Source organism: Hephaestia mangrovi, assembly GCF_019880555.1.
GTDB classification, from domain to species: Bacteria; Pseudomonadota; Alphaproteobacteria; order Sphingomonadales; family Sphingomonadaceae; genus Sphingomonas; species Sphingomonas mangrovi.
In genome coordinates, this window is the sequence record NZ_JAINVU010000001.1 from 646,943 (window position 1) to 673,829 (window position 26,887).

28 protein-coding genes and 1 other RNA gene are annotated in these 26,887 nt (G+C 67.8%); 21 read left to right on the top strand and 8 right to left on the bottom strand.

From position 1 onward, the window contains the following. The first annotated feature begins 2 nt into the window (after positions 1-2). The 7 genes from K7G81_RS02995 to K7G81_RS03025 all read left to right on the top strand — a co-directional run bounded on the left by K7G81_RS02995 (position 3) and on the right by K7G81_RS03025 (position 8,624). Positions 3-848 carry an XrtA system polysaccharide deacetylase gene (locus K7G81_RS02995; protein WP_223029233.1) on the top strand — a complete coding sequence of 282 codons (846 nt, stop codon included), beginning with the start codon at positions 3-5 and terminating at the stop codon, positions 846-848. Next, positions 845-1,918 carry a FemAB family XrtA/PEP-CTERM system-associated protein gene (locus tag K7G81_RS03000; protein WP_223029234.1) on the top strand — a complete coding sequence of 358 codons (1,074 nt, stop codon included), beginning with the start codon at positions 845-847 and terminating at the stop codon, positions 1,916-1,918. The genes K7G81_RS02995 and K7G81_RS03000 overlap by 4 nt, the downstream gene beginning before the upstream one ends. Next, the gene (locus tag K7G81_RS03005; RefSeq protein WP_223029235.1) at positions 1,918-3,120 is read left to right on the top strand and encodes a TIGR03087 family PEP-CTERM/XrtA system glycosyltransferase; all 1,203 of its coding nucleotides are present in this window, start codon (positions 1,918-1,920) and stop codon (positions 3,118-3,120) included. The genes K7G81_RS03000 and K7G81_RS03005 overlap by 1 nt, the downstream gene beginning before the upstream one ends. Further along, positions 3,117-4,703 (top strand): exosortase A, encoded by a 1,587-nt coding sequence (xrtA, locus tag K7G81_RS03010; RefSeq protein ID WP_223029236.1) that lies wholly within the window; start codon positions 3,117-3,119, stop codon positions 4,701-4,703. The genes K7G81_RS03005 and xrtA overlap by 4 nt, the downstream gene beginning before the upstream one ends. After that, positions 4,703-6,595 carry an XrtA/PEP-CTERM system amidotransferase gene (locus K7G81_RS03015; protein WP_223029237.1) on the top strand — a complete coding sequence of 631 codons (1,893 nt, stop codon included), beginning with the start codon at positions 4,703-4,705 and terminating at the stop codon, positions 6,593-6,595. Before xrtA ends, K7G81_RS03015 begins: the two co-directional genes overlap by 1 nt. Before the next feature lie 108 nt (positions 6,596-6,703). Continuing rightward, positions 6,704-7,732 carry an OmpA family protein gene (locus K7G81_RS03020; RefSeq protein WP_369412017.1) on the top strand — a complete coding sequence of 343 codons (1,029 nt, stop codon included), beginning with the start codon at positions 6,704-6,706 and terminating at the stop codon, positions 7,730-7,732. 49 nt (positions 7,733-7,781) lie between these two features. Next, positions 7,782-8,624: a hypothetical protein gene (locus K7G81_RS03025; RefSeq protein WP_223029238.1), complete on the top strand. Its 843-nt coding sequence runs from the start codon at positions 7,782-7,784 to the stop codon at positions 8,622-8,624. Positions 8,625-8,829: 205 nt separating this feature from the next. Here K7G81_RS03025 and K7G81_RS03030 read toward each other — a convergent pair whose 3' ends face one another. Next, entirely contained in the window at positions 8,830-9,606 is a 777-nt protein-coding gene (locus K7G81_RS03030) for a helix-turn-helix transcriptional regulator (protein WP_223029239.1), read from the bottom strand. A gap of 85 nt (positions 9,607-9,691) precedes the next feature. Between K7G81_RS03030 and K7G81_RS03035 the strand changes: the two genes are divergently transcribed. Continuing rightward, positions 9,692-10,456 (top strand): class I SAM-dependent methyltransferase, encoded by a 765-nt coding sequence (locus K7G81_RS03035; protein ID WP_223029240.1) that lies wholly within the window; start codon positions 9,692-9,694, stop codon positions 10,454-10,456. A 4-nt stretch (positions 10,457-10,460) separates the two neighbouring features. Here the strand turns inward: K7G81_RS03035 and K7G81_RS03040 are convergent, their stop codons facing one another. The 4 genes from K7G81_RS03040 to K7G81_RS03055 all read right to left on the bottom strand — a co-directional run bounded on the left by K7G81_RS03040 (position 10,461) and on the right by K7G81_RS03055 (position 14,511). Next, positions 10,461-11,456, bottom strand: a complete 996-nt coding sequence (locus tag K7G81_RS03040) for an alpha/beta hydrolase (RefSeq protein WP_223029241.1) — start codon at positions 11,454-11,456, stop codon at positions 10,461-10,463. 63 nt (positions 11,457-11,519) lie between these two features. Further along, a complete protein-coding gene (locus tag K7G81_RS03045; RefSeq protein WP_223029242.1) occupies positions 11,520-11,963 on the bottom strand; it encodes an MAPEG family protein in 444 nt (147 codons plus the stop codon). 175 nt (positions 11,964-12,138) lie between these two features. Further along, on the bottom strand, positions 12,139-13,182 hold the full coding sequence (locus tag K7G81_RS03050; protein WP_223029243.1) for a 1,9-bis(guanidino)-5-aza-nonane synthase: 1,044 nt from the start codon (positions 13,180-13,182) through the stop codon (positions 12,139-12,141). 108 nt (positions 13,183-13,290) lie between these two features. After that, positions 13,291-14,511 (bottom strand): type III PLP-dependent enzyme, encoded by a 1,221-nt coding sequence (locus K7G81_RS03055; protein ID WP_223029244.1) that lies wholly within the window; start codon positions 14,509-14,511, stop codon positions 13,291-13,293. A 131-nt stretch (positions 14,512-14,642) separates the two neighbouring features. Here K7G81_RS03055 and K7G81_RS03060 point away from each other — a divergent pair, with 131 nt between their 5' ends. From K7G81_RS03060 to K7G81_RS03075, 4 genes are all read left to right on the top strand, one after another. After that, positions 14,643-15,629 (top strand): threonine ammonia-lyase, encoded by a 987-nt coding sequence (locus tag K7G81_RS03060; protein WP_223029245.1) that lies wholly within the window; start codon positions 14,643-14,645, stop codon positions 15,627-15,629. Further along, positions 15,626-15,784, top strand: coding sequence for a hypothetical protein (locus K7G81_RS03065; protein WP_223029246.1), 159 nt, complete (start codon positions 15,626-15,628; stop codon positions 15,782-15,784). The genes K7G81_RS03060 and K7G81_RS03065 overlap by 4 nt, the downstream gene beginning before the upstream one ends. 205 nt (positions 15,785-15,989) lie before the next feature. After that, entirely contained in the window at positions 15,990-16,538 is a 549-nt protein-coding gene (locus K7G81_RS03070; protein WP_223029247.1) for a hypothetical protein, read from the top strand. 114 nt (positions 16,539-16,652) lie between these two features. Next, a complete protein-coding gene (locus K7G81_RS03075) occupies positions 16,653-17,528 on the top strand; it encodes an alpha/beta hydrolase (protein ID WP_255586506.1) in 876 nt (291 codons plus the stop codon). A 4-nt stretch (positions 17,529-17,532) separates the two neighbouring features. On the opposite strand, the gene K7G81_RS03080 is transcribed toward K7G81_RS03075, so the two are convergent. Continuing rightward, complete coding sequence (locus K7G81_RS03080; protein ID WP_223029248.1) at positions 17,533-18,189, bottom strand: alpha/beta hydrolase; 657 nt, start codon at positions 18,187-18,189, stop codon at positions 17,533-17,535. Positions 18,190-18,279: 90 nt separating this feature from the next. On the opposite strand from K7G81_RS03080, the gene K7G81_RS03085 reads away from it, so the two are divergent. The 9 genes from K7G81_RS03085 to K7G81_RS03125 all read left to right on the top strand — a co-directional run bounded on the left by K7G81_RS03085 (position 18,280) and on the right by K7G81_RS03125 (position 25,086). Beyond that, positions 18,280-19,356 carry a cysteine desulfurase family protein gene (locus K7G81_RS03085; RefSeq protein WP_223029249.1) on the top strand — a complete coding sequence of 359 codons (1,077 nt, stop codon included), beginning with the start codon at positions 18,280-18,282 and terminating at the stop codon, positions 19,354-19,356. Then, positions 19,353-20,456, top strand: coding sequence for a cysteine desulfurase family protein (locus K7G81_RS03090; RefSeq protein ID WP_223029250.1), 1,104 nt, complete (start codon positions 19,353-19,355; stop codon positions 20,454-20,456). The genes K7G81_RS03085 and K7G81_RS03090 overlap by 4 nt, the downstream gene beginning before the upstream one ends. Further along, positions 20,453-20,788 carry a 2Fe-2S iron-sulfur cluster-binding protein gene (locus K7G81_RS03095; protein ID WP_223029251.1) on the top strand — a complete coding sequence of 112 codons (336 nt, stop codon included), beginning with the start codon at positions 20,453-20,455 and terminating at the stop codon, positions 20,786-20,788. Before K7G81_RS03090 ends, K7G81_RS03095 begins: the two co-directional genes overlap by 4 nt. A gap of 295 nt (positions 20,789-21,083) precedes the next feature. Then, a complete protein-coding gene (gene bla / locus K7G81_RS03100) occupies positions 21,084-21,941 on the top strand; it encodes a class A beta-lactamase (protein ID WP_223029252.1) in 858 nt (285 codons plus the stop codon). Between the two features lie 50 nt (positions 21,942-21,991). Continuing rightward, an RNA gene (ffs, locus tag K7G81_RS03105) (signal recognition particle sRNA small type) lies at positions 21,992-22,089 on the top strand. Between the two features lie 177 nt (positions 22,090-22,266). Further along, entirely contained in the window at positions 22,267-22,578 is a 312-nt protein-coding gene (locus tag K7G81_RS03110; RefSeq protein ID WP_223029253.1) for a DUF167 domain-containing protein, read from the top strand. A gap of 204 nt (positions 22,579-22,782) precedes the next feature. Beyond that, positions 22,783-24,429, top strand: coding sequence for a DNA polymerase III subunit gamma/tau (locus K7G81_RS03115; RefSeq protein WP_223029254.1), 1,647 nt, complete (start codon positions 22,783-22,785; stop codon positions 24,427-24,429). Then, positions 24,426-24,749, top strand: coding sequence for a YbaB/EbfC family nucleoid-associated protein (locus K7G81_RS03120; RefSeq protein WP_223029255.1), 324 nt, complete (start codon positions 24,426-24,428; stop codon positions 24,747-24,749). Before K7G81_RS03115 ends, K7G81_RS03120 begins: the two co-directional genes overlap by 4 nt. Before the next feature lie 58 nt (positions 24,750-24,807). Further along, entirely contained in the window at positions 24,808-25,086 is a 279-nt protein-coding gene (locus K7G81_RS03125; protein WP_223029256.1) for a hypothetical protein, read from the top strand. 18 nt (positions 25,087-25,104) lie between these two features. On the opposite strand, the gene mtgA is transcribed toward K7G81_RS03125, so the two are convergent. Together mtgA and rpoH are read right to left on the bottom strand one after the other, a co-directional pair. Beyond that, positions 25,105-25,845 (bottom strand): monofunctional biosynthetic peptidoglycan transglycosylase, encoded by a 741-nt coding sequence (gene mtgA, locus K7G81_RS03130; protein ID WP_223029257.1) that lies wholly within the window; start codon positions 25,843-25,845, stop codon positions 25,105-25,107. A gap of 103 nt (positions 25,846-25,948) precedes the next feature. Next, a complete protein-coding gene (gene rpoH, locus K7G81_RS03135; protein ID WP_223029500.1) occupies positions 25,949-26,854 on the bottom strand; it encodes an RNA polymerase sigma factor RpoH in 906 nt (301 codons plus the stop codon). Positions 26,855-26,887: the final 33 nt, after the last annotated feature.

Below are 26,887 nucleotides of genomic sequence, written 5' to 3' on the forward strand. Positions count from 1 at the left end.
CGATGCGCATCGAAAACGGTCTGTCCGTCGATGTCGAGGAATGGTTCCAGGTCGGCGCGTTCGAGCGGGTGATCGACAAGGCCGATTGGCCCGGCCTGCAATCGCGCGTCGAGGCCAATACCGGCGCGGTGCTCGACCTGTTCGCCGAAACCGGCGCGAAAGCGACCTTCTTCACGCTCGGCTGGGTCGCCGAACGCGCGCCCCGATTGCTGCAGCGGATCGTCGCCGCCGGCCATGAGATCGCCAGCCACGGCGTCGACCACCAGCGCGTGTTCACCATGACCGCCGCGCAGTTCCGCGCCGATCTGCGCCGCGCCCGTGCTGCGCTGGAGGATGCCTCTGGCGTGGCGGTGACCGGCTATCGCGCGCCCAGCTTCTCGATCGACACGCGCACGCCCTGGGCGCATCAAGTGCTGGCGGAGGAAGGCTATGCCTATTCGTCGAGCGTCGCGCCGGTGCGCCACGATCATTACGGCTGGCCCGATGCGCCGCGCTTCGCGTTCCGCCCGGTCGCCGGTGCCGATCTTGTCGAGCTGCCGGTGACGGTCGCGCGGATCGGCAATCGCCACCTCGCCACCGGCGGCGGCTTCTTCCGGCTGTTCCCCTCGGCGCTGACCAATTGGGCGGTGCGCCAGGTCAATGCCGAGGAGCGGCCGGCGATCTTCTATTTCCATCCCTGGGAGGTCGATCCCGGCCAGCCCCGCGTCGCCAACGCGCCGCTCAAATCGAAACTGCGTCATTACAGCCGGTTGGGTGCCATGGCTGGCAAATTGCGGCATCTCGTCGCCGGCCATGCCTGGGGCCGCATCGATGCCATCGCCGCGCGCGAGGCGGCGCGACTGGGATGACCGCGCCGCTCGTCGCCCCGCCGGTCGCGCTGCGCGTCGCCGATCTCGCCGATGCGGGCGAGTGTGCGGCGATCGACGCTTTCGTCCGCGCGCATCGTGACGGCACCCCGTTCCACCTCACGGGCTGGAGCATCGGCGTCGCCAGGGGCTGCGGCCAGCGCGCCCATTATCTGGTTGCCGAGCAGGCCGATGGCAGCCTCGCCGGCGTGCTGCCGCTCACCGAGATCCGCTCGCGCCTGTTCGGCAACGCGATGGTGTCGAGCGGATTCGCGGTCGATGGCGGTGCGCTCGCGCATGACCCGGCGAGTATCGACGCGCTGGTCGCCGAGGCCTGGGCGCTGGCGGAACGGCGCGGCATCACGACGCTGGAGCTGCGGGGCGGCCCGACCCCCGGCCACGGCTGGCATGTCGACGAGCACAGCTATCTCGGCTTTGCCCGCCCACTGGCGGCGGACGATGATGCCGAGCTGAAGGCGATCCCGCGCAAGCAGCGCGCCGAGGTGCGCAAGGCGCTGGGCAACGACCTGACGGTCGAGACCGGGGTCACCGAGCGAGATCTCGCCGCGCATTATGCGGTGTACGGCGAATCGGTCCGCAACCTCGGCACGCCCGTGTTCCCGCGCGCGCTGTTCCGCCACGTCCTCGCCGCGCTGGGAGATGCGGCCGATATCCTCACCATCCGCCATGACGGCGCGCCGGTCGCCAGCGTCCTCAGCCTCTACTTTAATGATACCGTATATCCCTATTGGGGTGGGGGCATTTTTCCCGCACGCGGGCTGCGTGCCAACGACCTGATGTATTTCGCGCTGATGCGCCACGCTCGCGAGCGCGGCTGCACCCGGTTCGACTTCGGCCGCTCGAAAGCGGGCACCGGGCCGGCCGCGTTCAAGAAGAACTGGGGGTTCGAGCCGCATGCGCTGGCCTATGCCAAGCGCACCGCGGACGGTGCCGAGCCGCGCGAGATCAACCCGCTTAGCCCGCGCTATCGCCTGCAGGTCGCGGCGTGGAAGAAGCTGCCGCTGTGGCTGGCCAATCGCCTTGGCCCGCCGCTTGCGCGGGGGTTGGGCTGATGGGCGATATGCTGTTCCTTGCCCATCGCGTGCCTTATCCGCCCAATCGCGGCGACAAGATCCGCAGCTATCATCTGCTGCGCCACATCGCCGCGCACGCCCGCGTCCACTTGATCGCCTTTGCCGACGATCCCGCCGATCGCGGCCATGATGCGGCGCTGTCGCGCCTTGCGGCGAGCCATCGCGTCGTCGATCGCACCCGGGGAACGGCGCGCGCGGCTGCCGCGGCGCTGGCCGGCGGCGAGCCCGTCTCGCTGACTGCCTTCGCCTCCCGCGATCTTGCCGACGCGGTGGAGAAAACGCTGGCAACTCACGAAATCGATACGATCTTCGTCTTCTCCGGGCAGATGGCTCAATATGTTCCGAAAGATTTTCCGGGGCGCGTGGTGATGGATTTCGTCGACATGGATTCGGCCAAGTTCGCCGCTTATGCGCAGGATGCTCGCGGCCCCCGGCGCTGGATGATGGCGCGCGAGGCGCGCTTGCTCGGCGCGTTCGAGCGGCGCGTGGCGGCGCGCGCCGACGCCAGCCTGTTCGTCAGCGCGGCCGAGGCCGCCTTGTTCCGCGCGCATGGCGGCGGGGATGCACTGGCGATCGGCAACGGCATCGATACCGCTTTCTTCGATCCCGCCGCCGATTTCGCCCGCGTCGAGCACCCGCAACCGCTGATCGTCTTCACCGGCCAGATGGATTATCGCCCCAATGTGGATGCGGTCGATCGCTTTGCGCGCCGCATCCTGCCGCTGGTCCGCGATACCGTGCCCGATGCGCGCTTCGCCATCGTCGGCCGCAAGCCCGATCCGCGGGTGAAGGCGCTCGGCGGCCTGCCCGGTATTTCCGTCACTGGCGAGGTGGCGGACGTGCGCGGCTGGCTCGCCGCTGCGTCGGTGGTCGTCGCGCCGCTGCAGCTCGCGCGCGGCGTGCAGAACAAGGTGCTCGAAGCGATGGCGATGGCGCGGCCGGTGGTCGCCTCCGCCGCAGCGGCCGAGGGTATCGATCATGATGGCGCGATCCGCGTCGCCACCGATGCGCCGTCTTTGGCGGCCGAGGTCGTTCGCCTGATCGACGATCGCGCCGCCGCCGCCGCGCTCGGCGCTGCCGCGCGCGCGCGGGTGATCGATCATTATGGCTGGGATGCCCGGCTCGCCGCGCTCGATCCGGTGATGGGCTTCGCGGCCTCGGCCAGGCGGAGCGCGGCATGACCGTGGCGATGTCTGCCGCGCAATTCGAGGCACCCGGTCGCGCGCAGGCGTGGCGGCGCCACCTCGTTGCGCTTGCCGTCGTCGCTACGGCGATCCTGGCGATGTTTCGCGCCGATCTCGCCAAGCTCGCCGATCTGTGGTGGACTAGCACGACCTTCGGCCATTGCCTGTTCATTGGCCCCGTCATCGCCTGGTTGGTCTGGCAGCGGCGCGCCGAAGTGGCGCAACTCGCGCCGACCGCCTGGTGGCCGGGGCTTGGCCTCGTCGCCGGCGGCGGCTTCGTCTGGCTGGTCGGCGATGCCGCGAGCGTCGATCTCTTCACCCAGCTCGGCCTGATCGTCATGCTGCAGGGCGCGGTGGTGACGCTGCTCGGCCCGATGGTGGCGCGCGCGCTGCTGTTCCCGCTGCTCTATGCCTTCTTCCTCGTGCCGTTCGGCGAGAGCATGGAAGGGCCGTTGCAGACCGTCACCGCCCGGATGGTCATGCCGATGCTTCACGCGGTCGGCGTGCCGGCATCGATCGATGGCGTGCTGATCACCATTCCCAATGGCTATTTCGAGGTTGCCGAGGCGTGTTCGGGCGCCAAGTTCGAGATCGCGATGATCGCGTTCGGCACGCTGGTCGCCAATGTCTGCTTCGTATCGTGGCGGCGGCGCGGCGTGTTCATGGCGGTCGCGCTGGTCGTACCGATCCTGGCCAATGCGCTCAGGGCCTTCGGCACGATCTACGCCGCGCACCTGACGTCGGTCGCCGCGGCGACTGGATACGATCATATCGTCTACGGCTGGATTTTCTTCGGGCTGGTGATGGCGGCGGTGCTGGCGATCGGCTGGCGCTGGTTCGATCGCGACCCGCTGGCGCCGTGGGTCAACGTAGCGCGCCTGCAGGCGATTCCGCGCGCGCGGATCGCGCCCTGGGCGGCGGCGCTGCTCGCGATCGCCGTCGCCGGCGTGTTTCCGCTGTGGGGCAGCGTCGTCGTCGCGCGCGCCGATCCGCTGCCCGATCACATCACCTTGCCCGAAGTGCCGGGCTGGACTCGCGCCCCGCTCAGCACGCGGGCGCCGTGGGTGCCTTATTATCCCGGCGCCGACCGCTTCCTGATCGGGCGCTATATGGATGGCTCGGGCGACGCGGTCGATCTCGGCATCGCGGTGTTCGGCGGGCAGCATGACGGCAAGGAACTGGTCAGCTTCGGCACCGGGGTGTTGCGCCAGAACGACGTCTGGGTCCGCGTCGAGGACGTGCCCGATATCGCCGGCGGCAGCGCGATGCGCATCACCGCGCCGGGAAATGTCGAACGGATCGTTGCGACATGGTATCGGGTCGGCGATGTCCTCACCGCGAATCCGAGTGTCGTGAAACTCCAGACCCTGAAAACGAAGCTGCTCGGCGGCCCGCAGCGCGCAGTTGCCGTGCATGTCTCGGCCGAAGTGCTGCCGGGCCATGACGCGCGCGTCGCGATCGCGCGCTTCCTTGCCGCGCTCGGCCCGGTCGATGCGCTGGCGGATCGCGCGGCGGGAGCGGCCGCCCCGCCAGCGCCGACCGCCTCGCCGGGACGGACGTTCCAGCCGGTCGGCAGCTGATGTGCGGTATCGCCGGGCTGTTCTACCCGGCCACGCCCAAGCCCGTCGATCCGGCCCGCATCCGCGCGATGACCGACGTGCTGGCGCATCGCGGGCCGGATGGATCGGGGGTGTGGACTGCCCCCGGCGTCGGGCTCGGCCATCGGCGGCTGGCGATCATCGATCTCGGCGGCGGCGCGCAGCCGATGCTCTCGGCCGACGAGAGCATCGCGGTCACGTACAATGGCGAGATCTACAATTTCCAGGAGGTGCGCCGCGCGCTCGAGGCCAAGGGCGCGGTGTTCCGCACCGACAGCGATACCGAGGTGCTGATCCACGGCTGGGCGGCGTGGGGCCCGGCGCTGCTCGATCGGCTCAACGGCATGTTCGCCTTCGCGCTCCACGATGCGCGCCGCCAAAGCCTGTTCCTCGCCCGAGACAGGCTCGGGGTGAAGCCGCTCCATTATGTCGAGCTGTCGGACGGTGGCCTGGCCTTCGCGTCCGAATTGAAGGGGCTGCTCGCGCATCCGCTGCTCCGTCGCGTATCGGATCTGCGCGCGGTCGAAGATTTCATGGCGTTCGGCTATGTGCCCGATGACGCCTGCCTCGTCGCCGGGGTGAAGAAGCTGCCCGCCGGCCACAGCCTGCTGGTCGAGCGCGGCAAGCCGGTGCCGCAGCCGAGCAAATGGTGGGATATCGATTTCTCCAATCGCGCTCGCGGCTCGGCCCGCACACTCGAAGCCGAACTGATCGAGCGGATGCGCGAGGCGGTGCGCGCGCGCCTCGTCGCCGATGTGCCGCTGGGCGCGTTCCTGTCGGGCGGGGTCGACAGCTCCGCCGTCGTCGCGTTGATGGCCGAAGCCTCGAAGCGCGCGGTCAAGACCTGCACGATCGGCTTCGACGAGGCGAGCCATGACGAGCGCGCTTATGCCGATGCGGTTGCGCAGCGTTTTGCCACCGAACATCGCACTCGCGTCGTCGCGCCGGACGATTTCTCGCTTGTCGATACGCTCGTCGCCGCGTTCGACGAGCCGTTCGCCGATGCCTCGGCATTGGCGACCTATCGCGTCTGCCAGCTTGCTCGCGAGACCGTCACCGTCGCGCTGTCGGGCGACGGCGCCGACGAGGCGTTCGCGGGTTATCGCCGCTACCGTTTCCAGGCGGCCGAGGAGCGGGTGAGGGGGGTGTTGCCGCCCGATCTCAGGCGTTCGCTGTTCGGCACGCTGGGCGGCTGGTATCCCAAGGCCGATTGGGCGCCGCGCCCGCTGCGCGCCAAAACGACGCTGCTCGCGCTCGCCGGCGATGGCGCGGAAGCCTATGCCACCGCGGTCGGCATCACCACGCCGGGGGCACGCGCGCGGCTGTTCAGCGATCAGGCCAGGCGCATGCTGGGCAGCCATCGTGCCGAGCAACGCTATGTCGATACGATGCGCGCCGCCCCCGCGCGCGACCCGATCGACCGCGCGCAATATGCCGATCTCAAGCACTGGCTGCCCGGCGACATCCTGACCAAGACCGATCGCACCAGCATGGCCGTCAGCCTCGAGGCGCGCGAGCCGCTGCTCGATTATCGCCTGATCGAATTCGCCGCGACTTTGCCCGCCTCGATGCGCCTGCGCCATGGCGAGGGCAAATGGCTGATGAAGAAGGCGCTCGAGCCCTATCTGCCGCGCGAGGTGCTGTATCGGCCGAAGATGGGTTTCGTCACGCCGATCAGCGGCTGGTTCCGCCATGCGCTCGCCGAGGAAGCGGCAGCGCTCGCCCGCTCGCGCACCCTCGCCGCGACCGGCTGGTTCGATATGGCCGCGATCGCCACGATTGCCGACGACCACCGTTTCGGCCGCGCCGAGCATGGCCGCACCTTGTGGCAGCTGATGATGCTCGAACGATCGATGGCGCGGCTGTTCGGCTGATCCCGAAAATGGTGCGGCCCGTCGGTGACGGGCGCGGCCGGTTTGCCTCTCGTGCCTCGGCCATTATGGTCCATCGCCTTCGATCATCAGCAAAAAACAGGGGGGATCGTGACGACGAAGATATGGGGTTGGACGGCGCTGGCGTTTGCGCTCGCCGGGTGCGGGCATGGCGGCGCGGGTGGCAACAACGCAGCCGCGCTCGCCGATGCCGATCAGGCGGCACCGGTCAATCAGGCAGCGCCAGCCGCTGCCGCCACGCCGGCCGCCGCCGAAACGCCCGCCGCCTTCTCGATCGACAGCGTGCCCGTCACCAATGTCGCCTTGGGCAGCTTCCCCTATTTCTCGCTGCCCGACGGCTATCAGGTCATGAACAAGCCGGTGACGCTCGATTTCGGCCATTTCCCGTTCTGGACCGGCAAGGCATTCCATTATGTCGAGGGCAAGGTCTATCAGGCGAGCATCGAGGCGGGCGACGACAAGACCTATTCGTCGTTCGAGCTCAAGAAGAACATCGCGGCAGAATTGCAGCAGGCGGGCGCTACCCAGATCGCCGACGGCAAGATTCCGTCGGACCTGTCGCACGGCCTGCCCGACGAGATCGCGGTCGGCATGATTGACGGTCTTGGCGATATCTACAACGACCCCACCGAGACCTGGGTGATCCATCGTCCCGATCGCCAGATCTGGGTCCACTTCACCACCAACAGCGCAAGCGGGGCATGGACGATCGTCGAAAGCAAGCCGTTCGTCCCGACCGCCAAGCTGCTCCCGGCAAGCGAGCTCAAAAAGGATATCGATGCCAATGGCAAGGCGGTGATCCACGTCAATTTCGCGACCGACAAGACCACGATCCTGCCCGATTCCACGTCGCAGATCGACGCGGTGACGACGCTGCTCAAGGATAATCCGGGCCTCAGGCTGGCGGTCAACGGCTATACCGACGATACCGGCTCGGCCGCGCACAACCAGGCGTTGTCCGACGGCCGTGCCAAGGCGGTGATGGCGGCGCTGGTCGCGGCCGGGATCAGCGCGGATCGATTGCAGGCTAAGGGCCAGGGCGCGTCTGATCCGGTGTCCTCGAACGACAGCGAAGAGGGCAGGGCGGCCAACCGCCGGGTCGAGCTGGTCAAGCTGTAAGGCGAGGCTCGAACCGCTCAACTGCAATCGAAATATGGGGGGATTATCCGTGTTCATCCGAAAGCCAGTCGCTGCGACCGTCGCCGGTCTGTTCATCGTCGCCGGAATCGCTGCCGGTGCCTGGGCCGCAGACGGGGGTGCGATCATCCCGCCGGCCGCGCCGGCAGCGCAAGGCGGCGGCATCCTGCTGACCAGCGACCTGCTCGCCCGGATGACCGCCGCGACCCGCGAGATGCAGGCGATCGGCGCCGATGGCGCGGTGGCGGATGATGACGATGACGACGGCGTGTCGTCGCTTGCCCAGGCGGGTGCGCGGATGGACGCCAATCCGAAGCTGCACGCCATTCTGGCGAAACATGGCCTGACCGGGCAGCGCTATATCGCGGTGATGACCACGCTGGCGCGCGCCGGCGCCGCGGCCAAGCTTGCCGGCACCAAATGGGCGTCGCGCGTCGGCGGCGGAGCGCCGGTCGATCCGCGCAACATGGCTTTCTATAACGCACACAAGGACGAGGTCGACGCCTTCACCAGGGCGATGGGGATGACCGATTCCGCCGGCGAGGCCGATCGTGTCACGCAAGAGATGCGCAGCATCGATCCCGACGACTTTTCGGACTGCGTGACGCTGGTGCCGGGCATCATGGCGATCACGCCGCTGGCGGTCAGGGGCAGCTCGGCAGCGCCGCCGTCGAGCCGGGTGAAGCTTGCCGACGCGACGGCGGACCTCGCACCCAATTTCAACAACCTCGGCTTGCGCAAGGATTTCACCACCATGGCCGACGAGATCCGCCGCCACGCTTACGAGCCGCGCCTCGAATCAGCCGCCTTCGGCACCGCGCTGAACGACGCGCGGCAATGGGCGGCGCAGCATTGCAAGGGAAAGGGGCAATAGGCGGCGTGGTGACCACCGTTCGCTGTCCGGCTCCAGACACCTCAATCCAAAGTTCGCGTCAGAAGTGTCGTCATGCTGAACTTGTTTCAGCATCCATGGCGCCACGCCAGCCGGTGTACCTGACGGCGACGGAGCACCATGGACCATCCACTCGATCCTGGTGACGCGAACGTCGATTCAGCATCACTAGGCAATGCTTCGCCGATCACGCACGATCGGGCAGCAGCACGACCAGCTTGTAATCGGGACGCTCGGCCGGCGCGAAGCTGTGCTGGCGATAGCTGATCGCGCCGAGCACAGGGTGCGCGAAGGTGCGCACGCCGCCCTCGCGCGCGGTCACCGTCTGCGTTTGCCATTCGGCAGCGAACAGCGGCGATGCCTGCTTCATTTCCTCGACCAGCGCGTTAGCCGCGGGATCGTCGAGCGCCCGGCCAAAATCGGCGCGGAATTCGGCGAGCAGGCGCCGCGCGCGATTGTCCCAATCGGGTATCAGCGCCATCGCCGCCGGTGCGGTGAAGGTATAGCGCAGCAGGTTCTTCGGGTCGCCGGCGCCCGGCCAGCCGCCGAACAGACGCGCGGCGGCGTCATTCCAGCAGCGGATCGTCCAGCAGCGGTCGAGCCCATAAGCGGGCGTATCGAGCGTATCGATCATCGCGCGCAACGAGGCGGGGGCCTCGTCGGCCGGCGCGGCCTCGGGCTCGTCGGGATCGCGGCGCTCGGCCAGCTCGAACAGATAGGCGCGCTCCGCCGGCGTCAGCGCCAGCGCGATCGCCAGCCGCGCCAGCGCTTCCGGCGACGGCCGCACCTCGCGTCCCTGCTCGATCCAGGCGCACCACGTCACGCCGATGCCGGCGCGCTGCGCCAGTTCCTCGCGCCGCAGCCCCGGCGTGCGGCGCCGCGGCGTCGGCACGTCGGGCGTGGCGCGCTCGCGATGCGAGCGGATGAACTGGCCGAGCAGGCGGCGTTTCTCGTCGGGCTTCATGGGCTCATTGATAATAGGATAAGTGGATCTCTTGTAATAGGCTGAAAAGCGCGCTCAGGTCACGCTAGAAACAGGAGAAACGATCATGACCCGTCTGCACGATACGCTCGTCCAAGATCAATTCGGCCCGCGCGCGCATGCTTATGTGGAAAGCGCCGTCCATGCCGCGGGCGCCGATCTCGACGCGCTCGAAGCGATTGCCGCGCGCGCCGCGCCGCGTCACGCGATCGATCTCGGCACCGGCGGCGGCCATGTTGCCTACCGGCTGGCGCCGCATGCCGCCGCCGTCACCGCCGTCGACCTGTCTGTCGAGATGATCGGTGCCGTCGCGGAAACCGCGCGGGCTCGCGGCCTCGCCAATATCGACACCGCCGTCGCGCCCGCCGAGGCGCTGCCGTTTGCCGATGCCGCGTTCGATTTCCTCGGCTGTCGCTTCTCGGCGCATCACTGGCGCGATTTCGAGGCCGGCCTGCGCGAGGCGCGGCGCGTGCTGGCGGCAGGGTCGGTCGCGGTGTTCATCGACATCGCCGCGCCCGCGACGGCGGCGTTCGACACGCATCTCCAGGCGGTGGAGCTGTTGCGCGATCCCTCGCACATCCGCGATTATTCGGCCGCCGAATGGCACGCCGCGCTGGCGCGCGCGGGCTTCGCGATCACCGCGACACGGCACCGCCCTCTGCGCATGGACTATCCGAGCTGGGTCGAGCGGATGCGCACGCCCGAGGCGAACCGCGCGGCGATCCGCTCGCTTCAGCTGAGCGCCGCGCGCGAGACGGCCGCGCATTTCGAGATCGAGCCCGATGGTTCGTTCACGATTCACAGCCTCGAGATCGAGGCGGTCGCGGCTTGATCGCCTAACCGAGCTGCATTCGCATCCAGGCCGAGAACAGCTCGGGCCACAGTTTCGCCGTGCGCGCGTCGGGCGCCATGCGCTTCGGCCCGAAGCCATGGCCACCCTTTTCGAACAGATGCGCCTCCACCGGTACATTCGCAGCGCGGGCCGCGGCTAGCATGGCGAGGCTGTTGCGCGGATCGACCGTCTGGTCGTCGAGCGCCTGGGCGATGAACAGCGGCGGCGTTTCGGGGGTGACGCGCTTGTCGGTATCGTAGCGCGCGGTGATCGCCGGATCGGGATTGGGGCCGAGCAGGTTCTTGTAGGTGCCGCCGCTCGAGCCGAGCACGCTGTTGATGACCGGATAGAGCAGCCCGGCGAAGCGGGGCTTGGCCGACAGTTTGTCGGCGGCGTCCACCGGCTCGTAGACCTTGTCGCCCGAACTCGTCGCCAGCGAGGCGGCGAGATGCCCGCCAGCGGAAAAGCCGATGATGCCCAGCTTGTCGGGATTGATGCCGTATTTCCCGGCATTGGCGCGGATCAGCCGCATCGCGCGCTCGGCATCCTGCAGCGGCACGTCCCAGCGGTTGGCCCATCCTTCGCCGGGCAGGCGATAGGCGAGCACGAACACGGTGATGCCCTCGGGCGTGAAGGTATCGGCGACCTCAATCCCTTCGTTCTGCACCGAAAGGAAGCCATAGCCCCCGCCGGGAATCGCCATCAGCGCCCGGCCATCGGGGTTCTTCGGACGATAGACCGCGACGATCGGCTCGCGAACGCCGTAGAGCCAGAGCTGGCGGTGGCCCGCCGGGCCGTTCATCGTGTTGTGATGCTGGGGCAGGTCGGCGGGCGCGCCGGGCGGGCGGCCGGGCCACAGCGGGAAATGCTCGGGCGGCCAGTTGGGTCGATCCGGCGCGGTGGCGGCGGCGCTCGGCGCCGGCCATTGCTGCGCGCCGGCCGCGCTCGCCAGTGTGAGGCCGATGCCGGCGCCGATCAGTCCGCGGCGGTCGATGGTCATGGGCGCGCTCCTCTATCCTGCTGCGGCGCGCAACCTAGCTTCACGGCCCGCCGCCGTCCAACCTCAGTGCATCAGAAACAGCGCGATCAGCGCGTGGAGCGTCAGGGCCACCAGCGCGAGGCTCGACAGCAGGAAGAACAGGAAGCGCACCGCGACGCGGTTCCACGTCGCCTGGACGATGCTGTGGATCACCCGGCAGCCGACATAGGCCCAGGCGATCGCAGCGTTGATTCCGCCGCCCTGGCCGATCAGCGCGAGCGTGATCGTGATCGCGTAGAACAGCGTCGGCTGCTCCATCAGGTGATTGTAATTGTGCGCCTTCCACTGCGCGCGATCGGGCAGCACGCCATCGGCATCGGTCCCCTTGCCGCCGGTCAATTTGTTGAGATCGACGCCCGCCGCCTTCAAAGCCGGAATACGCTTGGCCAGCATCCACACCAGCATCACCAGCGTCCAGGCGACCAGCACCGCCACCGGCTTGAGGATCGCAAGACTCGGCTCGACCATCGGTATTCCCCCTCCAATTGTCACCTCATGCTGTGCTTTCCAGTTCGGTTTCGCAACTGAAATGACGCTCGTTCCGGCACGGCCTGCCGGAACGAGAAACGGGGCCGAAGCTCAGCGCCTCGACCCCGCCTTGTTGTCCCAACCCCGTTCGTCAGCTCGAACGGAACGGTCAGGATCAATCGAAGATTGCGCCCCAGCGGCGCTTCGGCCGATCCTTCCAGTACCCGCGATGATAAGCGTCGGACGCCAGCAGCGGCATCACGCTGCCGGCCTCGGCGAACACCATCTGCTCGAGCGTGGTGTCGACCTTGCCCCAGCTCGCCGCTTCCTTGAGGGTCGAGGACGAGCATGCCCCGTCGCGCACGTCGGCGACGGTGATCTGCACGGCATATTTGTGCATCTCGATGTCATCATGTCCCAGGATCTCCGCGCAAACCACGGTATCCTGGATGAAATTCTTCGGCACGCCGCCGCCGATCATCAGCAGGCCGGTGGTGCCGGCCTTGATCTTGATGTCGGTCAGCTCGCGGAAATCGGCGACCGCGTCGATCGTCATGTAGTGGCGGCCCTGCTTCATGCAGTCGACCTGGTGCTTGACCAGTCCGAAGCCGGCCGAGGAGTCGACGAACGCCGGGCAGAAGATCGGCACGTCGTGCTCATAGGCCAGCTTGACCAGGCTGTTGTCCTTCTTGCCGTGTTCGGCGAGATACTTGCCCATCTCGCGGATGAAGGCGCGCGAGGAATAGGGCCTGGGCTCCAGCGAATCCGCGATCTTGCCGATCGTATGGTCGCAATCCTGCAGCTGCTCCTCGTCGATATAGGTGTCGTAGATGCGATCGATATAGAGCGAGCGCAGCGTGTTATCGTCGGGGATTTCAAGCGCCTGATAGTGTTTGTGGCCAAGGCCCTCGAAGAAATCCATGTCGACGATCGACGCGCCGGTGGCGACCACGCCGTCGATCATGTTCGAGCGCAAGAGCTCGGCATAGAGGTCCATGCACCCGCCGGCGCTCGTCGACCCGGCGATGACGAGGAAGATCGAGCAATCCTTGTCCTTGAGCATCTGGTTGTAAATGCCGGTCGCGCGCGCGAGATCGCGGCTGGTGAAGCTCATCTTTTCCATCGAATCGATGATCGGCCGCGCGTCGAACGAACGGATGTCGACATGCTCGACAATGGTCGAAAGCAGCTCGGCCTTGCGGGTGTCGTTGGCGGTCATGGTATCTCCCGTGTCACAGAACCGCAGTCGTTAAGGGGACGCGGAAACCCGTGGACAGCGGCGGCGCGCCGGGGGCACGCCGCCGTCCGATTCACTGACAGGCGCTGGTTACAGCGTTACGACGTTCGACGCGACCCGCTCGGCATCGCCCATGTAGAGCGAGGCCATCGGCTCGTCGGCGACGATCACCGTCTCGTCCGATCCGAAGCCGTTGAACGCGGTGCGCATCGCCGCACCATAAGCGCCCAGCATGCCGATCTCGATATAATCGCCGGCCTGCACGTCGGCGGGCAGCTCGAACGGGCCGGCCATATGGTCGAGATCGTCGCAGGTCGGTCCATAGAAGCTGAACGGCATGTCGCGCACGTTGCTCTCCGGCTCGCGCAGCAGGCGAACGGGGAAGCGCCAGCCGATGTGCGCGGCATCGAACAGCGCGCCATAGGCGCCGTCGTTGATGTAGAGCTCGCCCCCGCGCCGTTTCTCGACGCGAACGATCAGCGACGAATATTCGGCGCACAAGGCGCGGCCCGGCTCGGCCCACAATTCGGCCGAATAGCTGATCGGCAGGCTCTCGAAGGCGCGGTGGATCGTCTCGAAATAGGCTTCGAGCACCGGCGGCTCCATGCCCGGATAGACGCTCGGAAAGCCGCCGCCGACGTCGATCACGTCGACCGTAACCGCTGCCTCGACGATCGCCGCGCGCACGCGCTCCATCGCTTCCGAATAGGCCTCGGGCGTCATCGCCTGGCTGCCGACGTGGAAGCAGATGCCCAGCGCATCGGCCGCCTGGCGCGCCGCGAACAGCAGCGCCTTGGCTTCCGCGGGCGCCGCGCCGAACTTGGCGGCGAGGCTCAGCTTCGAATGTTCGGAAGACACGCGCAGCCGCACGCACAGCGTCAGGTCGGTCGCGTCATGCGTCGCGCGCATGATCTTCTCCAGCTCCTCGATCGAATCGAGGCTGAAGGTGCGTACGCCATGGGTGAAATAGGCTTCGCGGATCGCTTCCTCGGCCTTGACCGGGTGCATGAAGCACAAGGTCGCGTCCGGCAGCGTGCGCGACACCAGCCGCACCTCGGCGATCGAGGCGACGTCGAAATGCGTCACGCCGCTGTCCCACAGCACGCGGATCAGGTCGGGCGACGGGTTCGCCTTCACGGCATAAAGCGACTTGCCCGGAAACTTCTCGACGAAGAACCGGGCGGCGCGAGCCGCGGCGTGCGGGCGAACGAGCGTGACCGGCTGCGCCGGACGCAGGTTTGCGATATCGATGCCACGGGTGACATCAACGAAGGGCGTTGCTAGCCCCAGCGCGCTATCGTGCTTGGCCAATTCAAGGGACCTCCATGGGTAGTTCGTAGAGGCTGCCTTGCGGTAGGAAGTCCCATGGGGCAGCGGACGGGCGACATAGGATCAGCCGACCGCGATGTAAAGCGTTGTGAAAACATGAAGGACGAAGTGAGATGATCGTGCGACAACCGACCCGGGCAGGCGTTCGCGATGCTGCTGCAAAGATTGCACAAATTCTGCCTCCGTCGCCGCTTTTCGTGCGCGAGATTTCCGGCGTGTCGATCGCCTTCAAGGCCGAATCGCTGCAGCCGATGGGCGCGTTCAAGCTGCGCGGCGCCTGGCATCGACTTACCGCGCTCGATTCGAACGCGCGGCGGCGCGGGGTCGTTGCATTTTCCTCGGGAAATCATGCTCAGGGCGTGGCGTGGGCAGCGAAGCGGCTCGGCCTGCCCGCGGTGATCGTGATGCCCGCCGATGCGCCGCGGGTGAAGCGCGATGCGACTTTGGCCCTGGGCGCGGAGGTCGTCGCCTATGATCGTGCCACCGAAAGCCGCGAGACGATCGCTGCCGAGCTTGCCGAAGCGCGCGGCGCGGTGCTGGTGCCGAGCTTCGACGATCCGTGGGTGATCGAAGGGCAGGGCAGTGCCGCGATCGAGGCGGCGAAGCAGATGGTCGAGGCGGGGCTTCCAGAGCCGCTCCACGCGGTCGTCCCGTGCGGTGGCGGCGGCCTCGCCTCGGGCACCGCGCTGGCGTTGCCCGATGCGACGATCACCGTGGTCGAGCCCGAAGGGTGGGACGACATGCGCCGCAGCCTCGATGCCGGCTGGATCGAGCCGGTCGGCGACAATCCGCCGCCGACCGCCTGCGATGCGCTGCAAACCACGCGCGTCTCGCCGTTGACCTTCGAGGTGCTGGCCAATCGCGGCACCACCGGCGTCGCGGTCAGCGAAGCCGAAATTTGCGCCGCGCAGCGCTGGGCGGTCGAGAAACTGCATCTGGTGATCGAGCCGGGCGGCGCGGTCGCTCTCGCCGCCGTGCTGGCGGGCAAGGTGGCGCCCGCGGCGGGGATGCTGGTGATCCTGTCGGGCGGCAACACCGATGCCGAGTCCTTCGCCCGCGCGCTGGCGGTCGAGGATACGCGGATCGCCGAGCCGGCATGAATGCCGCCGCGCCCGCTATCGCGATGCTCGCCGCCGTGGCGCTCGTCGTCGGCGGCATCGCGCTCATCCGCCGCCGCGACGCGCGGACCAAGGGCGTGTTGATGCTGGTGATGGCCGCGGTGCTCGTGGCGAACGTCGCGATCTGGACGCTGTAGCGTTTCCTTGGCACACGCCGGACCCATTCACCGCTGCCATTCGTTGGTCGCGCCCATCATTAAAATTATGGAATCTAAGTTCGCTGCATCAAATCAGACCGTCACCCTGAACCAGGTTCAGCATGACGACACGCATGACGCGAACTTTAGGGTCGGGTAACTAGCGGGAGAACGAGCGATGCGGATTGGTTTGGCAAGCGCGGCCATGGCGTCGCTGGCGCTTCTCGCGGCGTGCGACGGCACGCCCGGCGCCGACGCCCCGGCCAATACCGCTGCGGCTGCGCCCACACCCGAAGCCGTCGCACCCACGCCGCCCGCGATGGCGACGCCCACCCCAGCCTCGACGCCGGTCAGCCGGCCGACAACCGACGTCACCACCGGCCAGCGCACGCCGGCCGACGCGGCGGCGGTCGTCCAGGCTTATTATGCGGCGATCGATCGTGGCGATTTCGATGCCGCTTATGCCTTATGGGATCGCGATGGGGCGGCAAGCAACCAGACGCTCGCCCAGTTCAAGCGCGGCTTTGCCGAGACCGCGACCACCGCGGTCGAAACCGGCGCGCCGACCAACGGCGAGGGCGCGGCCGGCTCGGTCTATATCGACGTGCCGGTAACCGTGACGGCGACGCTCAAGGACGGCACAAAACAGCGTTTCACCGGCACCTACACGCTGCGCCGCGTCAACGACGTGCCCGGCGCGACGCCCGAGCAATTGAGCTGGCACCTCGCCTCGGCGACGCTGCACAAGAAATAGGCGCGCCGGCCACCTTTGGCATCATCGGCATCGGTTACATTTCGTTACCAATGTCCGGTCGCGGATCGCGGTCGGCGCCGGTAGGATGCAGGCTCCTTCCACAGGAGATCCGCGATGCCTCGTTCCTTTGCCGCCATGCGCTCGCTGCTGGCCTCGCTGGCGTTGGCCGGTATGGCGCTTGCCGCGCCGGCGGTCGCCGCATCGCCGCCCGCGCAGGAACTGGCCTATGGCGTCGATCCGCTGCAGCGTCTCGATTATTATGCCGCGCCGGTTTCGCACGAGCCGCCGCCGCTGATCGTCTTCGTCCATGGCGGCGGCTGGAAGCGTGGTGACAAGGGCAACGCCACCGGCGCCGAGAAGGTCGCACACTTCCACGCGGCCGGCTACGCCTTCGCCTCGATCGATTATCGCCTTGTCCCGCAGGCCACTGTCGAGAACCAGGCACAGGACGTTGCCGACGCGCTCGCCTGGCTCCTATCCCGCGCCGGCAAGCTCGGCTTCGATCCGGATCGCGTCGTGCTGATGGGGCACAGCGCGGGTGCGCATCTGGCGGCGCTGGTCGGCACCGATCCGCGCTATCTGCGCCACGCCGGCCTCGAAGAGACGCGGCTCAAGGGCGTAGTCCTGCTCGATGGTGCCGCTTATGACGTGCCGCGCCAGCTCGACATCGGCGCGCCGCTGATGCACGGCACCTACGTTCAGGCGTTCGGCACCGATCCCGTCCGCCAGCGGGCATTGTCGCCGACCGACCAGGCGGCAGCGCCCAACGCGCCCGCCTTCCTGATCCTGCATGTCGATCGCGCCGATGGCATCGCCCAGTCCGACGAACTCGCCGCCGCGCTCGAAAAAGCCGGCACGCCGGTCGAGCTCAAGGGCTTCGCCGGCAAGGGCCTGCGCGGCCACATGCAGATCAACCGAGAACTCGGCGATCCGTCCTATCCGGCGACCCCGGTGGTCGATGCCTGGCTCGAGCGTGTGCTCGGCCGTTAGATCCTCACTTGATCGGCGAGTTCGGGTCGAGCCGCATGTCGAGGTAATTGTCGACCGATTCCATCAGCTCGGGCATCTCATGCTCGAAGAAATGGTTGGCGCGCGGGATCACGTCGTGATGGATCGTGATGTGCTTCTGGGTGCGCAGCTTGTCGACCAGCTTTTGCACGGCCGCCGGCTGCACCACTTCGTCGGCCTCGCCCTGGATGATGATGCCCGAGGAAGGGCAGGGCGCCAGGAAGGTGAAATCGTACATATTGGCCGGCGGCGCGATCGAGATGAAGCCGCGGATCTCCGGCCGCCGCATCAGCAATTGCATGCCGATCCACGCGCCGAAGCTCACGCCGGCGATCCACGTCGTCTGCGCCTCCGGGTGGAAGCTTTGCACCCAGTCGAGCGCGCTCGCTGCGTCGCTCAACTCGCCGATGCCGTTGTCGAACGTCCCCTGGCTCTTGCCGACGCCGCGGAAATTGAACCGCAACGTCGCGAAGCCGCGGCGCTGGAACGTCTTGTAGAGTTCCATCACCATGCGGTTGTTCATCGTCCCGCCCGATGCCGGATGCGGATGGAGGATCATCGCCACCGGCGCGCGCGGGCGGGGGGCGGGGGCGAAACGCCCTTCGAGACGGCCTTCGGGGCCGGGAAAGATGACTTCGGGCATGGGACCTGCGTGTTGGCGCGGTAGCGCGGAAAAACCTGGCGGCTATATAAGCGGGAGAGCGTATTTCGCAATTCTTTCGGAAAAAGGCCCGTGCCCGATCGTCTTTATCTGGATCACGCCGCGACCACGCCGGTCATCGAGGCGGCGCGCGCCGCGGTGATCGAGGGCATGGCGCGCTGGGCCAATCCCTCCTCGCCGCATGCCGAAGGCCGCGCCGCGCGCGCCGCGCTGGAGGACGCGCGCCGCCGCATTGCCGCCGCTTATGGCTGGCGGCACGAGACGATCCTGACCAGCGGCACCAGCGAGGCGCTGGCGATCGCGCTCAACCGCGCCTCGGTCGAGCGCCGGCTGGCGAGCGCGGTCGAGCATGATGCCGTGCTGCGCGCCGGCGCCGATCTCGACATCATTCCCGTCAGCTCCGAAGGCCTGCTCGACATGCCCGCCCTCGATGCCGCGCTGGCGAGCGGCGGCCGCGCTTTGGTCTGCGTGCAATGGGCGAACAGCGAGACCGGCGTGCGCCAGCCGGTCGCCGCAATCGCCGAGCGCGTTCACGCCGCCGGCGGCCTGCTGCTGCTCGACGCGGCACAGATGCCCGCCGACGCCGAGGATAACGGCATCGCCGCCGCCGATTTCGTCGCCTTGTCGGCGCACAAGCGCGGCGGCCCGCCGGGTATCGGCGCGCTGCTGGTCCGCGATCTCGCCACGCTCGCCCCCAGCGGCGGGCAGGAGCGCGGCTATCGCCCCGGCACCGAGAATCTGCCCGGCGCGCTCGGCTATGCCGCCGTGCTGGACGAGCCGGAGCCCCTCGCCGACTGGGCCCGGCTGCGCGCCCTGCTCGACGACGCCATCGCCCGCTCGGGCGGCGAGGTCGTCGCCGCGCACGCGCCGCGCCACCCCGCGATCGCGTCCTACCGTATGCCCGGCACCGCGGCGGCGGCGCAGCTCATCCGGTTCGATCTCGCCGGCATCTCGGTTTCGGCCGGCTCGGCCTGTTCGTCGGGCAGCATGAAGCCCAGCCACGTGCTTGCCGCGATGGGCTGGGCCGAGGCCGCCTCGCGCGAAGTGGTCCGCGTCAGCTTCGGCCGCACGACCGGCGAGGCCGACGTCACCCGCTTCATCCAGGCCTGGCGCCAGATCGCGCGGGAGACGCGGAGCTTCGCGGCATGACCTATCTCGATTACCAGGCGACCACGCCGCTCGCGCCCGAGGCGTTGCAGGCAATGCTGCCGTGGTTCGAGACCAGCCACGGCAACCCGCATTCGCCGCACCGCGAAGGCAGGGTGGCGCGATCGGCGGTCGAGATCGCGCGCGGGCAAATCGCGGAATTGTTGCCGCCGGGCGGCCGCCTCGCTTTCACCAGCGGCGCGACCGAGGCGCTCAACTGGGCGATCAAGGGCACCACCGGTGCCATCGTCACGCTCGCCACCGAGCATGCTGCGGTGCTCGATACGGTCGCAGCGGAGCGGGCGAAGGGCAGGGCGGTGACGGTGCTGCCGGTCGGCGCCGACGGCCTCGTCGATCTCGATGCAGCGCGCGCCGCGATCCTCCCCGGCACCGGCCTCGTCGCCGCGATGCTGGTCAATAACGAGATCGGCGTGATCCAGCCGATCGCCGCGCTCGCCGATCTGGCGCATGCGGCGGGCGCGCTGATGCTGTGCGATGCCGTGCAAGGCTATGGCCGTGTCGCGATTCCCCAAAACTGCGATCTCGTCGCCGTTTCCGCGCACAAGATCTACGGGCCGAAGGGCATCGGCGCCTTGTGGCTGCGCGACGGCATCGAGCTTGCGCCGCTGCTTCACGGCGGCGGGCAAGAGGCACCCGGCCGCTCGGGCACGCTGTCACCCGCCTTGTGCGCCGGGTTCGGCGCCGCAGCGGCGCTGATGAAGGCGCGCGCCGAGCAGGATGAGGCGCATGTCGAAAGGTTGTGGGATATCGCGCTGCAGCGGCTCTCTCTGGAAGGGCGGGGAGGATGGACGCTCAACGGCGCCGCCTCGCCCCGCTATCACGGCAATCTCAACGTCCGCCGCGACGGGCTGGACGTCGCCCGCCTGATGAGCGACCTGCGCGACATCGCCTTTTCGGCGGGCTCGGCCTGCGCCAGCGGGTCGGGCCGCGCCAGCCATGTGTTGCGCGCGATCGGGCTCGACGAGCGGCGGGCGCGGTCGAGCATCAGGATCGGCTTCGGCCGCTACACCACGGAGGAAGACCTGACCGACGCCCTCGATCGCATCATCGCCGCCGCTGATGCGCAGCGGATCGCGGCATGATCGTCCGCTTCATCAGCGCCGACGGCGCCACGACCGAGGAAGCGCGCGGCGCCCCCGGTGACAGCCTGCTCGATCTCGCCCAGGCCTATGGCCAGCCGCTCGAAGGCACGTGCGAAGGGCAGATGGCGTGCTCCACCTGCCACGTCATTGTCGCCGCCGAGGATTTCGATCGCCTGCCGCCCGCCAGCGAGGAGGAAGAGGACATGCTCGATCTCGCGGTCGGCGCCACGCGCACCAGCCGGCTCGCGTGCCAGATCGCGCTGACCGACGCGCTCGACGGCCTCACCGTGAAGATGCCCCCCGCCGCGCGCGACATGCGCCGCTGGCGGTAGGGCGGACCGCCATCGGCGCTGACGGCGGTCAAGGCGATGCGAGCCCGCCGTTCGACTGGGGCGAACGCCTCGCCAGTTCCGCCCGTCACCCCGGACTTGTTCCGGGGTCCAACGTGCCTCGAGCGCTCGCGTTGGTGGATGGTGATCCGCTTAGTCCGTTGAACGTCGACTTCTCCCAAAAAAGCGCCGTCATGCCGAACTCGTTTCAGCATCCATGGTGCAACGCCGGCCATGCTCTTGACGGCGATGGAGCACCATGATTCTACGATCACAGCATGAATGGAGTCCGGCTTTGATGTTCGATCGGCGCATGGTTGTGGGCGGCGCGCTCGCTGCCGGGCTGGTCGGCGTGGCCGGCGCGCGGGCGGCGGTGCCCGGCCTCGCCGATCTCGCTCAGCGCAGCGGCGGCCGGCTCGGCGTGTTCGCGCTCGATACCGGCAGCGGCCGATCGATCGGCCACGACGCCGACAGCCGCTATGCCTTGTGCTCCACCTTCAAGGTCTTGCTCGGCGCCGCGGTGCTCGCGCGGGTCGATGCTGGCGGGCTTGCGCTCGATACGCCGCTCGCCTTCACCGATGCCGACGTGCTCGCTTATGCGCCGGTGACGAAGCAGCATCTCGCCACGCATCGCCTCACTGTCGCGGAAGCCTGCGCCGCCGCGATCGAATTGAGCGACAACAGCGCGGCGAACCTTCTCCTCCACCGGATCGGTGGCCCGGCCGGGCTGACGCGCTTCATCCGTGGCGCTGGCGACAATATCACGCGGCTCGATCGCTATGAAACCGCGCTCAACCTGGTGCCACCGGGCGAGGTGCGCGATACCACCACACCGCGAGCGATGGCCGGGCTGCTGCAGACGCTGCTGCTCGGCAAGACGCTGCTTCCACAAAGCCGCAAGCAATTGCTGCGCTGGATGGTCGCCTGTCAGACCGGCAAGGCCAAGCTGCGGGCCGGGCTGCCGGCCGGCTGGCTGGTCGGCGACAAGACCGGCAACAGCGGCGATGGCAAGATCAACGATGCCGCCATCGCCATCCCGCCGCATCGCTCGCCGATCCTGATCGCCAGCTATCTCGATGCGCCGAAACTCGATGCGGCAGCGGTCGATGCGATCCATGCCGGAGTTGGCCGCGCCGTCGCCGCGGCACTGGGGTGAATGCGATCGCGGAAAGGCTTGAATGCGCTCGTCCGCTCCGCCATATGGCGCGCGGGAGTCGGGCGGACGGTGCCGTCGCCAACCCGGTCAGGTCCGGAAGGAAGCAGCCGCAACGATTTCGCCCCGGGTCGTTCCGGCTCCCACCGCGCAGCGCGCACGCCGGCAGCAAAGCTGCCGACGAGACGCGCAAGCGCGGCCGGCGTAGCGCAGCTACGACCGACGGCGCGGCTCCGCCGCGACGCCGCTCCGCCACCAACGACGCCGCTCCGTCACCAACGACGCCGCTCCGTCACCCACGACGCCGCTCCGTCACCCACGAATCACAATGACCACCCCCGCGCTCACCACCGGCACCGACCACGTCACGCTCACCGTCCGCGCCAAGCCCGGCGCACCACGCAGCGCGATCCTCGGCGAGGTAGACATCGGCGACAACAAACGTGCCCTCGCCGTGGCACTCGCCGCCCCGCCGGTCGATGGCGCCGCCAACAAGGCGCTGATCGCGCTGTTCGCCAAAGCCTTCGACATCCGAAAATCCGCCGTCACGATCGCGTCGGGCGAATCATCCAAACTCAAGATCGTGCGGATCGCTGGAGACGGCGCACGTCTGGCGGACCTCGCTTCACGATTCGCATGATGCGGTCATTCACAAACATCGCTGTCCTACAGCGCCCTTGTCTACTATAGAACAAAACATGATCATCGACGCCCTTGATCGTGCCCGATTCGCCGGCGGCGGCCCGAGCCTCGGCAAAATCGCGCGACGCTCTCCACTTTCTCCACTTCACCTGCCGAGCATCCGCCTTCGACAAGCGCGCGCCGCGTCCCTAGATAGCAGGCGATGACCGATTCCCTTGATCTCGGCGAGCCGCCGCAGCCCGCGAAAAGCGATGCCTATCGCGTGCTGGCGCGCAAATACCGGCCGCAGACCTTTGCCGAGCTGATCGGCCAGGATGCGATGGTGACGACGCTGGGCAACGCGATCAATCGCGGCCGGCTGGCGCATGCCTTCTTGCTCACCGGGGTGCGCGGCGTCGGCAAGACCTCGACCGCGCGGTTGATCGCCAAGGCGCTCAATTGCATCGGGCCGGACGGGCAGGGCGGGCCGACAATCGATCCGTGCGGCGTCTGCGAGCCGTGCCGCGCGATCGCCGAGGGCCGCCACATCGACGTGATCGAGATGGACGCCGCCAGCCACACCGGGGTCGACGACGTCCGCGAGATCATCGATGCCTCGCGCTACGCCGCAGTGTCGGCGCGCTACAAGATCTACATCATCGACGAAGTCCACATGCTGTCGAAGAACGCGTTCAACGCGTTGCTCAAGACGCTCGAGGAGCCGCCCGAGCATGTGAAGTTCCTGTTCGCCACCACCGAGGTGAACAAGGTGCCGGTGACGGTGCTGTCGCGCTGCCAGCGCTTCGACCTGCGGCGTATCCCGACCGAGAAGCTCGCCGCGCATTTCGCCGCCGTTGCCGGGAAGGAAGGCGTCGAGGCCGAGCCCGAGGCGCTGGCGCTGATTGCCCGCGCGGCGGAAGGCTCCGCGCGCGACGGCCTGTCGATCCTCGATCAGGCGATCGCCCATGCCGGAATGGAGGGCGGCGGGGTCAAGGCCGATCAGGTGCGCGAGATGCTCGGCCTGTCCGATCGCGGCGCGATCCGCGAGTTGATGGGGTTGATTCTCGCTGCCGACGCCACTGGCGCGCTCGCCGCGCTGCGCCGGCAATATGATTATGGCGTCGATCCGCAGAGCGTACTGCGCGCGCTGCTCGAAACCGTGCATGGCGTGACCTTGGTCAAGCTCGGCACGCCGCGCGATCCGGCGCAGCCCGCCGAGGAGCGCGGCGCGTACGAGGAATGGTCCGCCAAGCTGTCGTTCCAGGCGCTGCACCGGCTGTGGCAGCTGATGCTCAAGGGCCATGACGAGGTGGCTCGCGCCGCGCTGCCGATCGAGGCGGGTGAGATGGCGCTGCTGCGCGTAATCCACGCCGCGTCGCTGCCCGATCCGGGCGAGCTCGCGCGGCAGATCGCCAGCGGCAAGGTGCCCGCCGCCGCGGTGCCGGCCCCCGCACCGGCGTCGGCGCCGTCCCCGACGCCCGAACCAGCCGCGGCGATGCCTGCCGATCTCGATGCGATCATGACGTTGCTCGCCGACAATCGCGAGCTCGGCCTCGCCGAGAAGCTCAAGCGTTCGGCGCGGGTGGTGCGCTGCGGCGCGCAGGAACTGGTGCTGAGCTCCTCCAAGCCGTTGCCCGCCGATATGGTGCCCGATCTCAATGAGGCGCTGAAGCGGATCACCGGCAAGCCGTGGCGCGTTGTGGTGGAGGACGCGCCGGGCGCGCCGACCCCGCACGAGGCCGAGCAGCAGCGCGAGGAGGAGGCGAAGCAGGCGATCCTCGCAACCCCGATCGTCAAGGCCGCGTTCGAGGCGTTCCCCGACGCCGAACTCGAGGACTGGCCGCAGAATCAACGGAGCAACCAGGCATGAACAACATCGAAGACATCATGGCGATGGCGCAGAACGTCCAGAACGAGCTCGCCAAGGCGCAGGAGGATCTCGACAAGATCGAGGTCGAGGGCGCGGCCGGCGGTGGGCTGGTCAAGGTCAAGGCCTCGGCCAAGGGCCGGATCATCGGCGTCGAGATCGACGAATCGCTGCTGCAAGTGTCCGAAAAGCAGATGCTCGAGGATCTCGTTGCCGCCGCGCTCAATGATGCGCGGGCCAAGGCCGATGCCGCGTCGAACGAGCAGATGGCGAAGTTTTCCAGCGGCCTGCCGCTGCCGCCGGGGTTCAAGCTGCCGTTCTGATCGGAACCAGCGCGCGGCGCCTGTCGTTACTCCTGCTCAATAATGACAGGAGGGATATATGGTCGAGGAAGAACGCGTCGTGGAGACGCCCGAAGGCCGCCCCGCCGAAACCCACACCACGGTGATCGAACGTCGTGGCGGTGGTGGCGGTGCGGTGTTGATCGGTATCGCGGTGCTGGTGCTGGCGATCATCGGCGCCTTCTATTTCTACAACAAGAGCCAAAACGACAACGTTCGTACCGATGCCATCACCTCGGCTGCGCAAAGCGTGTCCGATGGCGCACAGAAGGTCGGCGACGCCGCGCAGCAAGCGGCCGACGACAGCACCAATCAATAGGTCCGATCGGGCTGGCCGTCAGCGCAAGCAGGCGTCCAGCCCGTCCCGCTTCACCACGCTGGCACGTGCGGCGATCATATTGCCGTAACGCCGCGTGAAGCCGCGCGGGTCGATCGCGCCGCGCTTCTTGGGCAGCGGCAGCACCGCGGCGATCCGCGCCGCCTCGGTCGCGGTCAGATGCGAGGCGTCATGCCCGAAATAGCGCATCGCCCCGGCATTGGCGCCATAAGTGCCGATCCCCGTCTCGGCGACGTTGAGATAGACTTCCATGATCCGCCTTTTGCCCCAGATCGCCTCGATCAGCACGGTGAACCACGCCTCGAATGCCTTGCGGACATAGCCACCGTCCTGGATCAGGAACACGTTCTTCGCGGTCTGCTGGCTGATCGTCGATCCGCCGCGGATGCGCCCGCCGCGCTCATTGTGGTGATAGGCCTTCTCGATCGCGGTGAAATCGAAGCCATGATGGGTGCAGAACCGCGCGTCCTCACCCGCGATCGCCGAACGCGCCATGTCCGGGTCCATCCGGGAGAGCGACATCCAATCCTTGTGGATGCCGCGCCCGTCGAGCGCGTTGCCGAGCATTGTGAAGGTCACCGGCGGCGGCACGAAGCGATACAGCGCGACCCACGCGACCGAGATCAGCACGAACCACAGCGCGATCTTCGCCACCAGCCGCAATAGGCGCCTCGGCAACGACCGGCGCGAGGCGCGGATCCGAGCGGCGCGGCGGCGGACGGAGCGGCTGCGGTCGATCATGGCAGCGCTTCAACCATATTCGCAGGCGCGACGGAAGCCGGATCGTGCGCACGAAAAAGGCCGATGCCCCGGGGGCACCGGCCTCATCAGATCGTCGCGCGGATCAGGCCGCGGCCAACACCCGCTTCTCGCCGGCCAACCGCATCATCGCCTTCTGCAGCTTCTCGAACGCGCGGACTTCAATCTGGCGAACGCGCTCGCGCGACACGCCATAGACCTGCGAGAGTTCTTCCAGCGTTTTGGGATCGTCGGTCAGCCGCCGCTCGGTGAGGATATGCTTCTCGCGATCGTTGAGCGAATCCATCGCCGAGACCAGCATGTCGTGGCGCACGTCGGCTTCCTGAGCCTCGGCGACGACCTGGTCCTGCAGCGGCTCGTCATCGGCGAGCCAATCCTGCCACTGGCCTTCGCCATCCTCGCGCATCGGCACGTTGAGCGACGTGTCGCCGCCCATCGCCATGCGGCGGTTCATGCTGACCACCTCATCCTCGGTCACGCCGAGATCGGTGGCGATCTTGGCGACATCCTCGGGCTTCAGATCGCCATCCTCGAACGCGTCGAGCTTGGCCTTCATCCGGCGCAGGTTGAAGAACAGCTTCTTCTGCGCGGCGGTGGTGCCCATCTTCACCAGGCTCCACGAGCGCAGAATGAATTCCTGGATCGAAGCGCGGATCCACCACATCGCATAGGTCGCGAGGCGGAAGCCGCGATCGGGCTCGAACTTCTTCACGCCCTGCATCAGGCCGATATTGCCTTCCGAGATCAGCTCGGAAACGGGCAGGCCATAGCCGCGATAGCCCATCGCGATTTTGGCGACGAGGCGCAGGTGCGAGGTGACGAGCTGCGCCGCAGCCTCTGTGTCGCCATGCTCCTGAAAGCGCTTGGCGAGCATATATTCCTGCTCGGGCGCCAGGATCGGAAATTTCTTGATCTCGGCAAGATAGCGGTTGAGGCTTTGCTCACCGCCCAGCGCGGGGATCGTCGCGGGGACGTTGCTGCTGGCCATGATCGTTTCTCCCTAAAACAGCCGAAACCTCGTTAA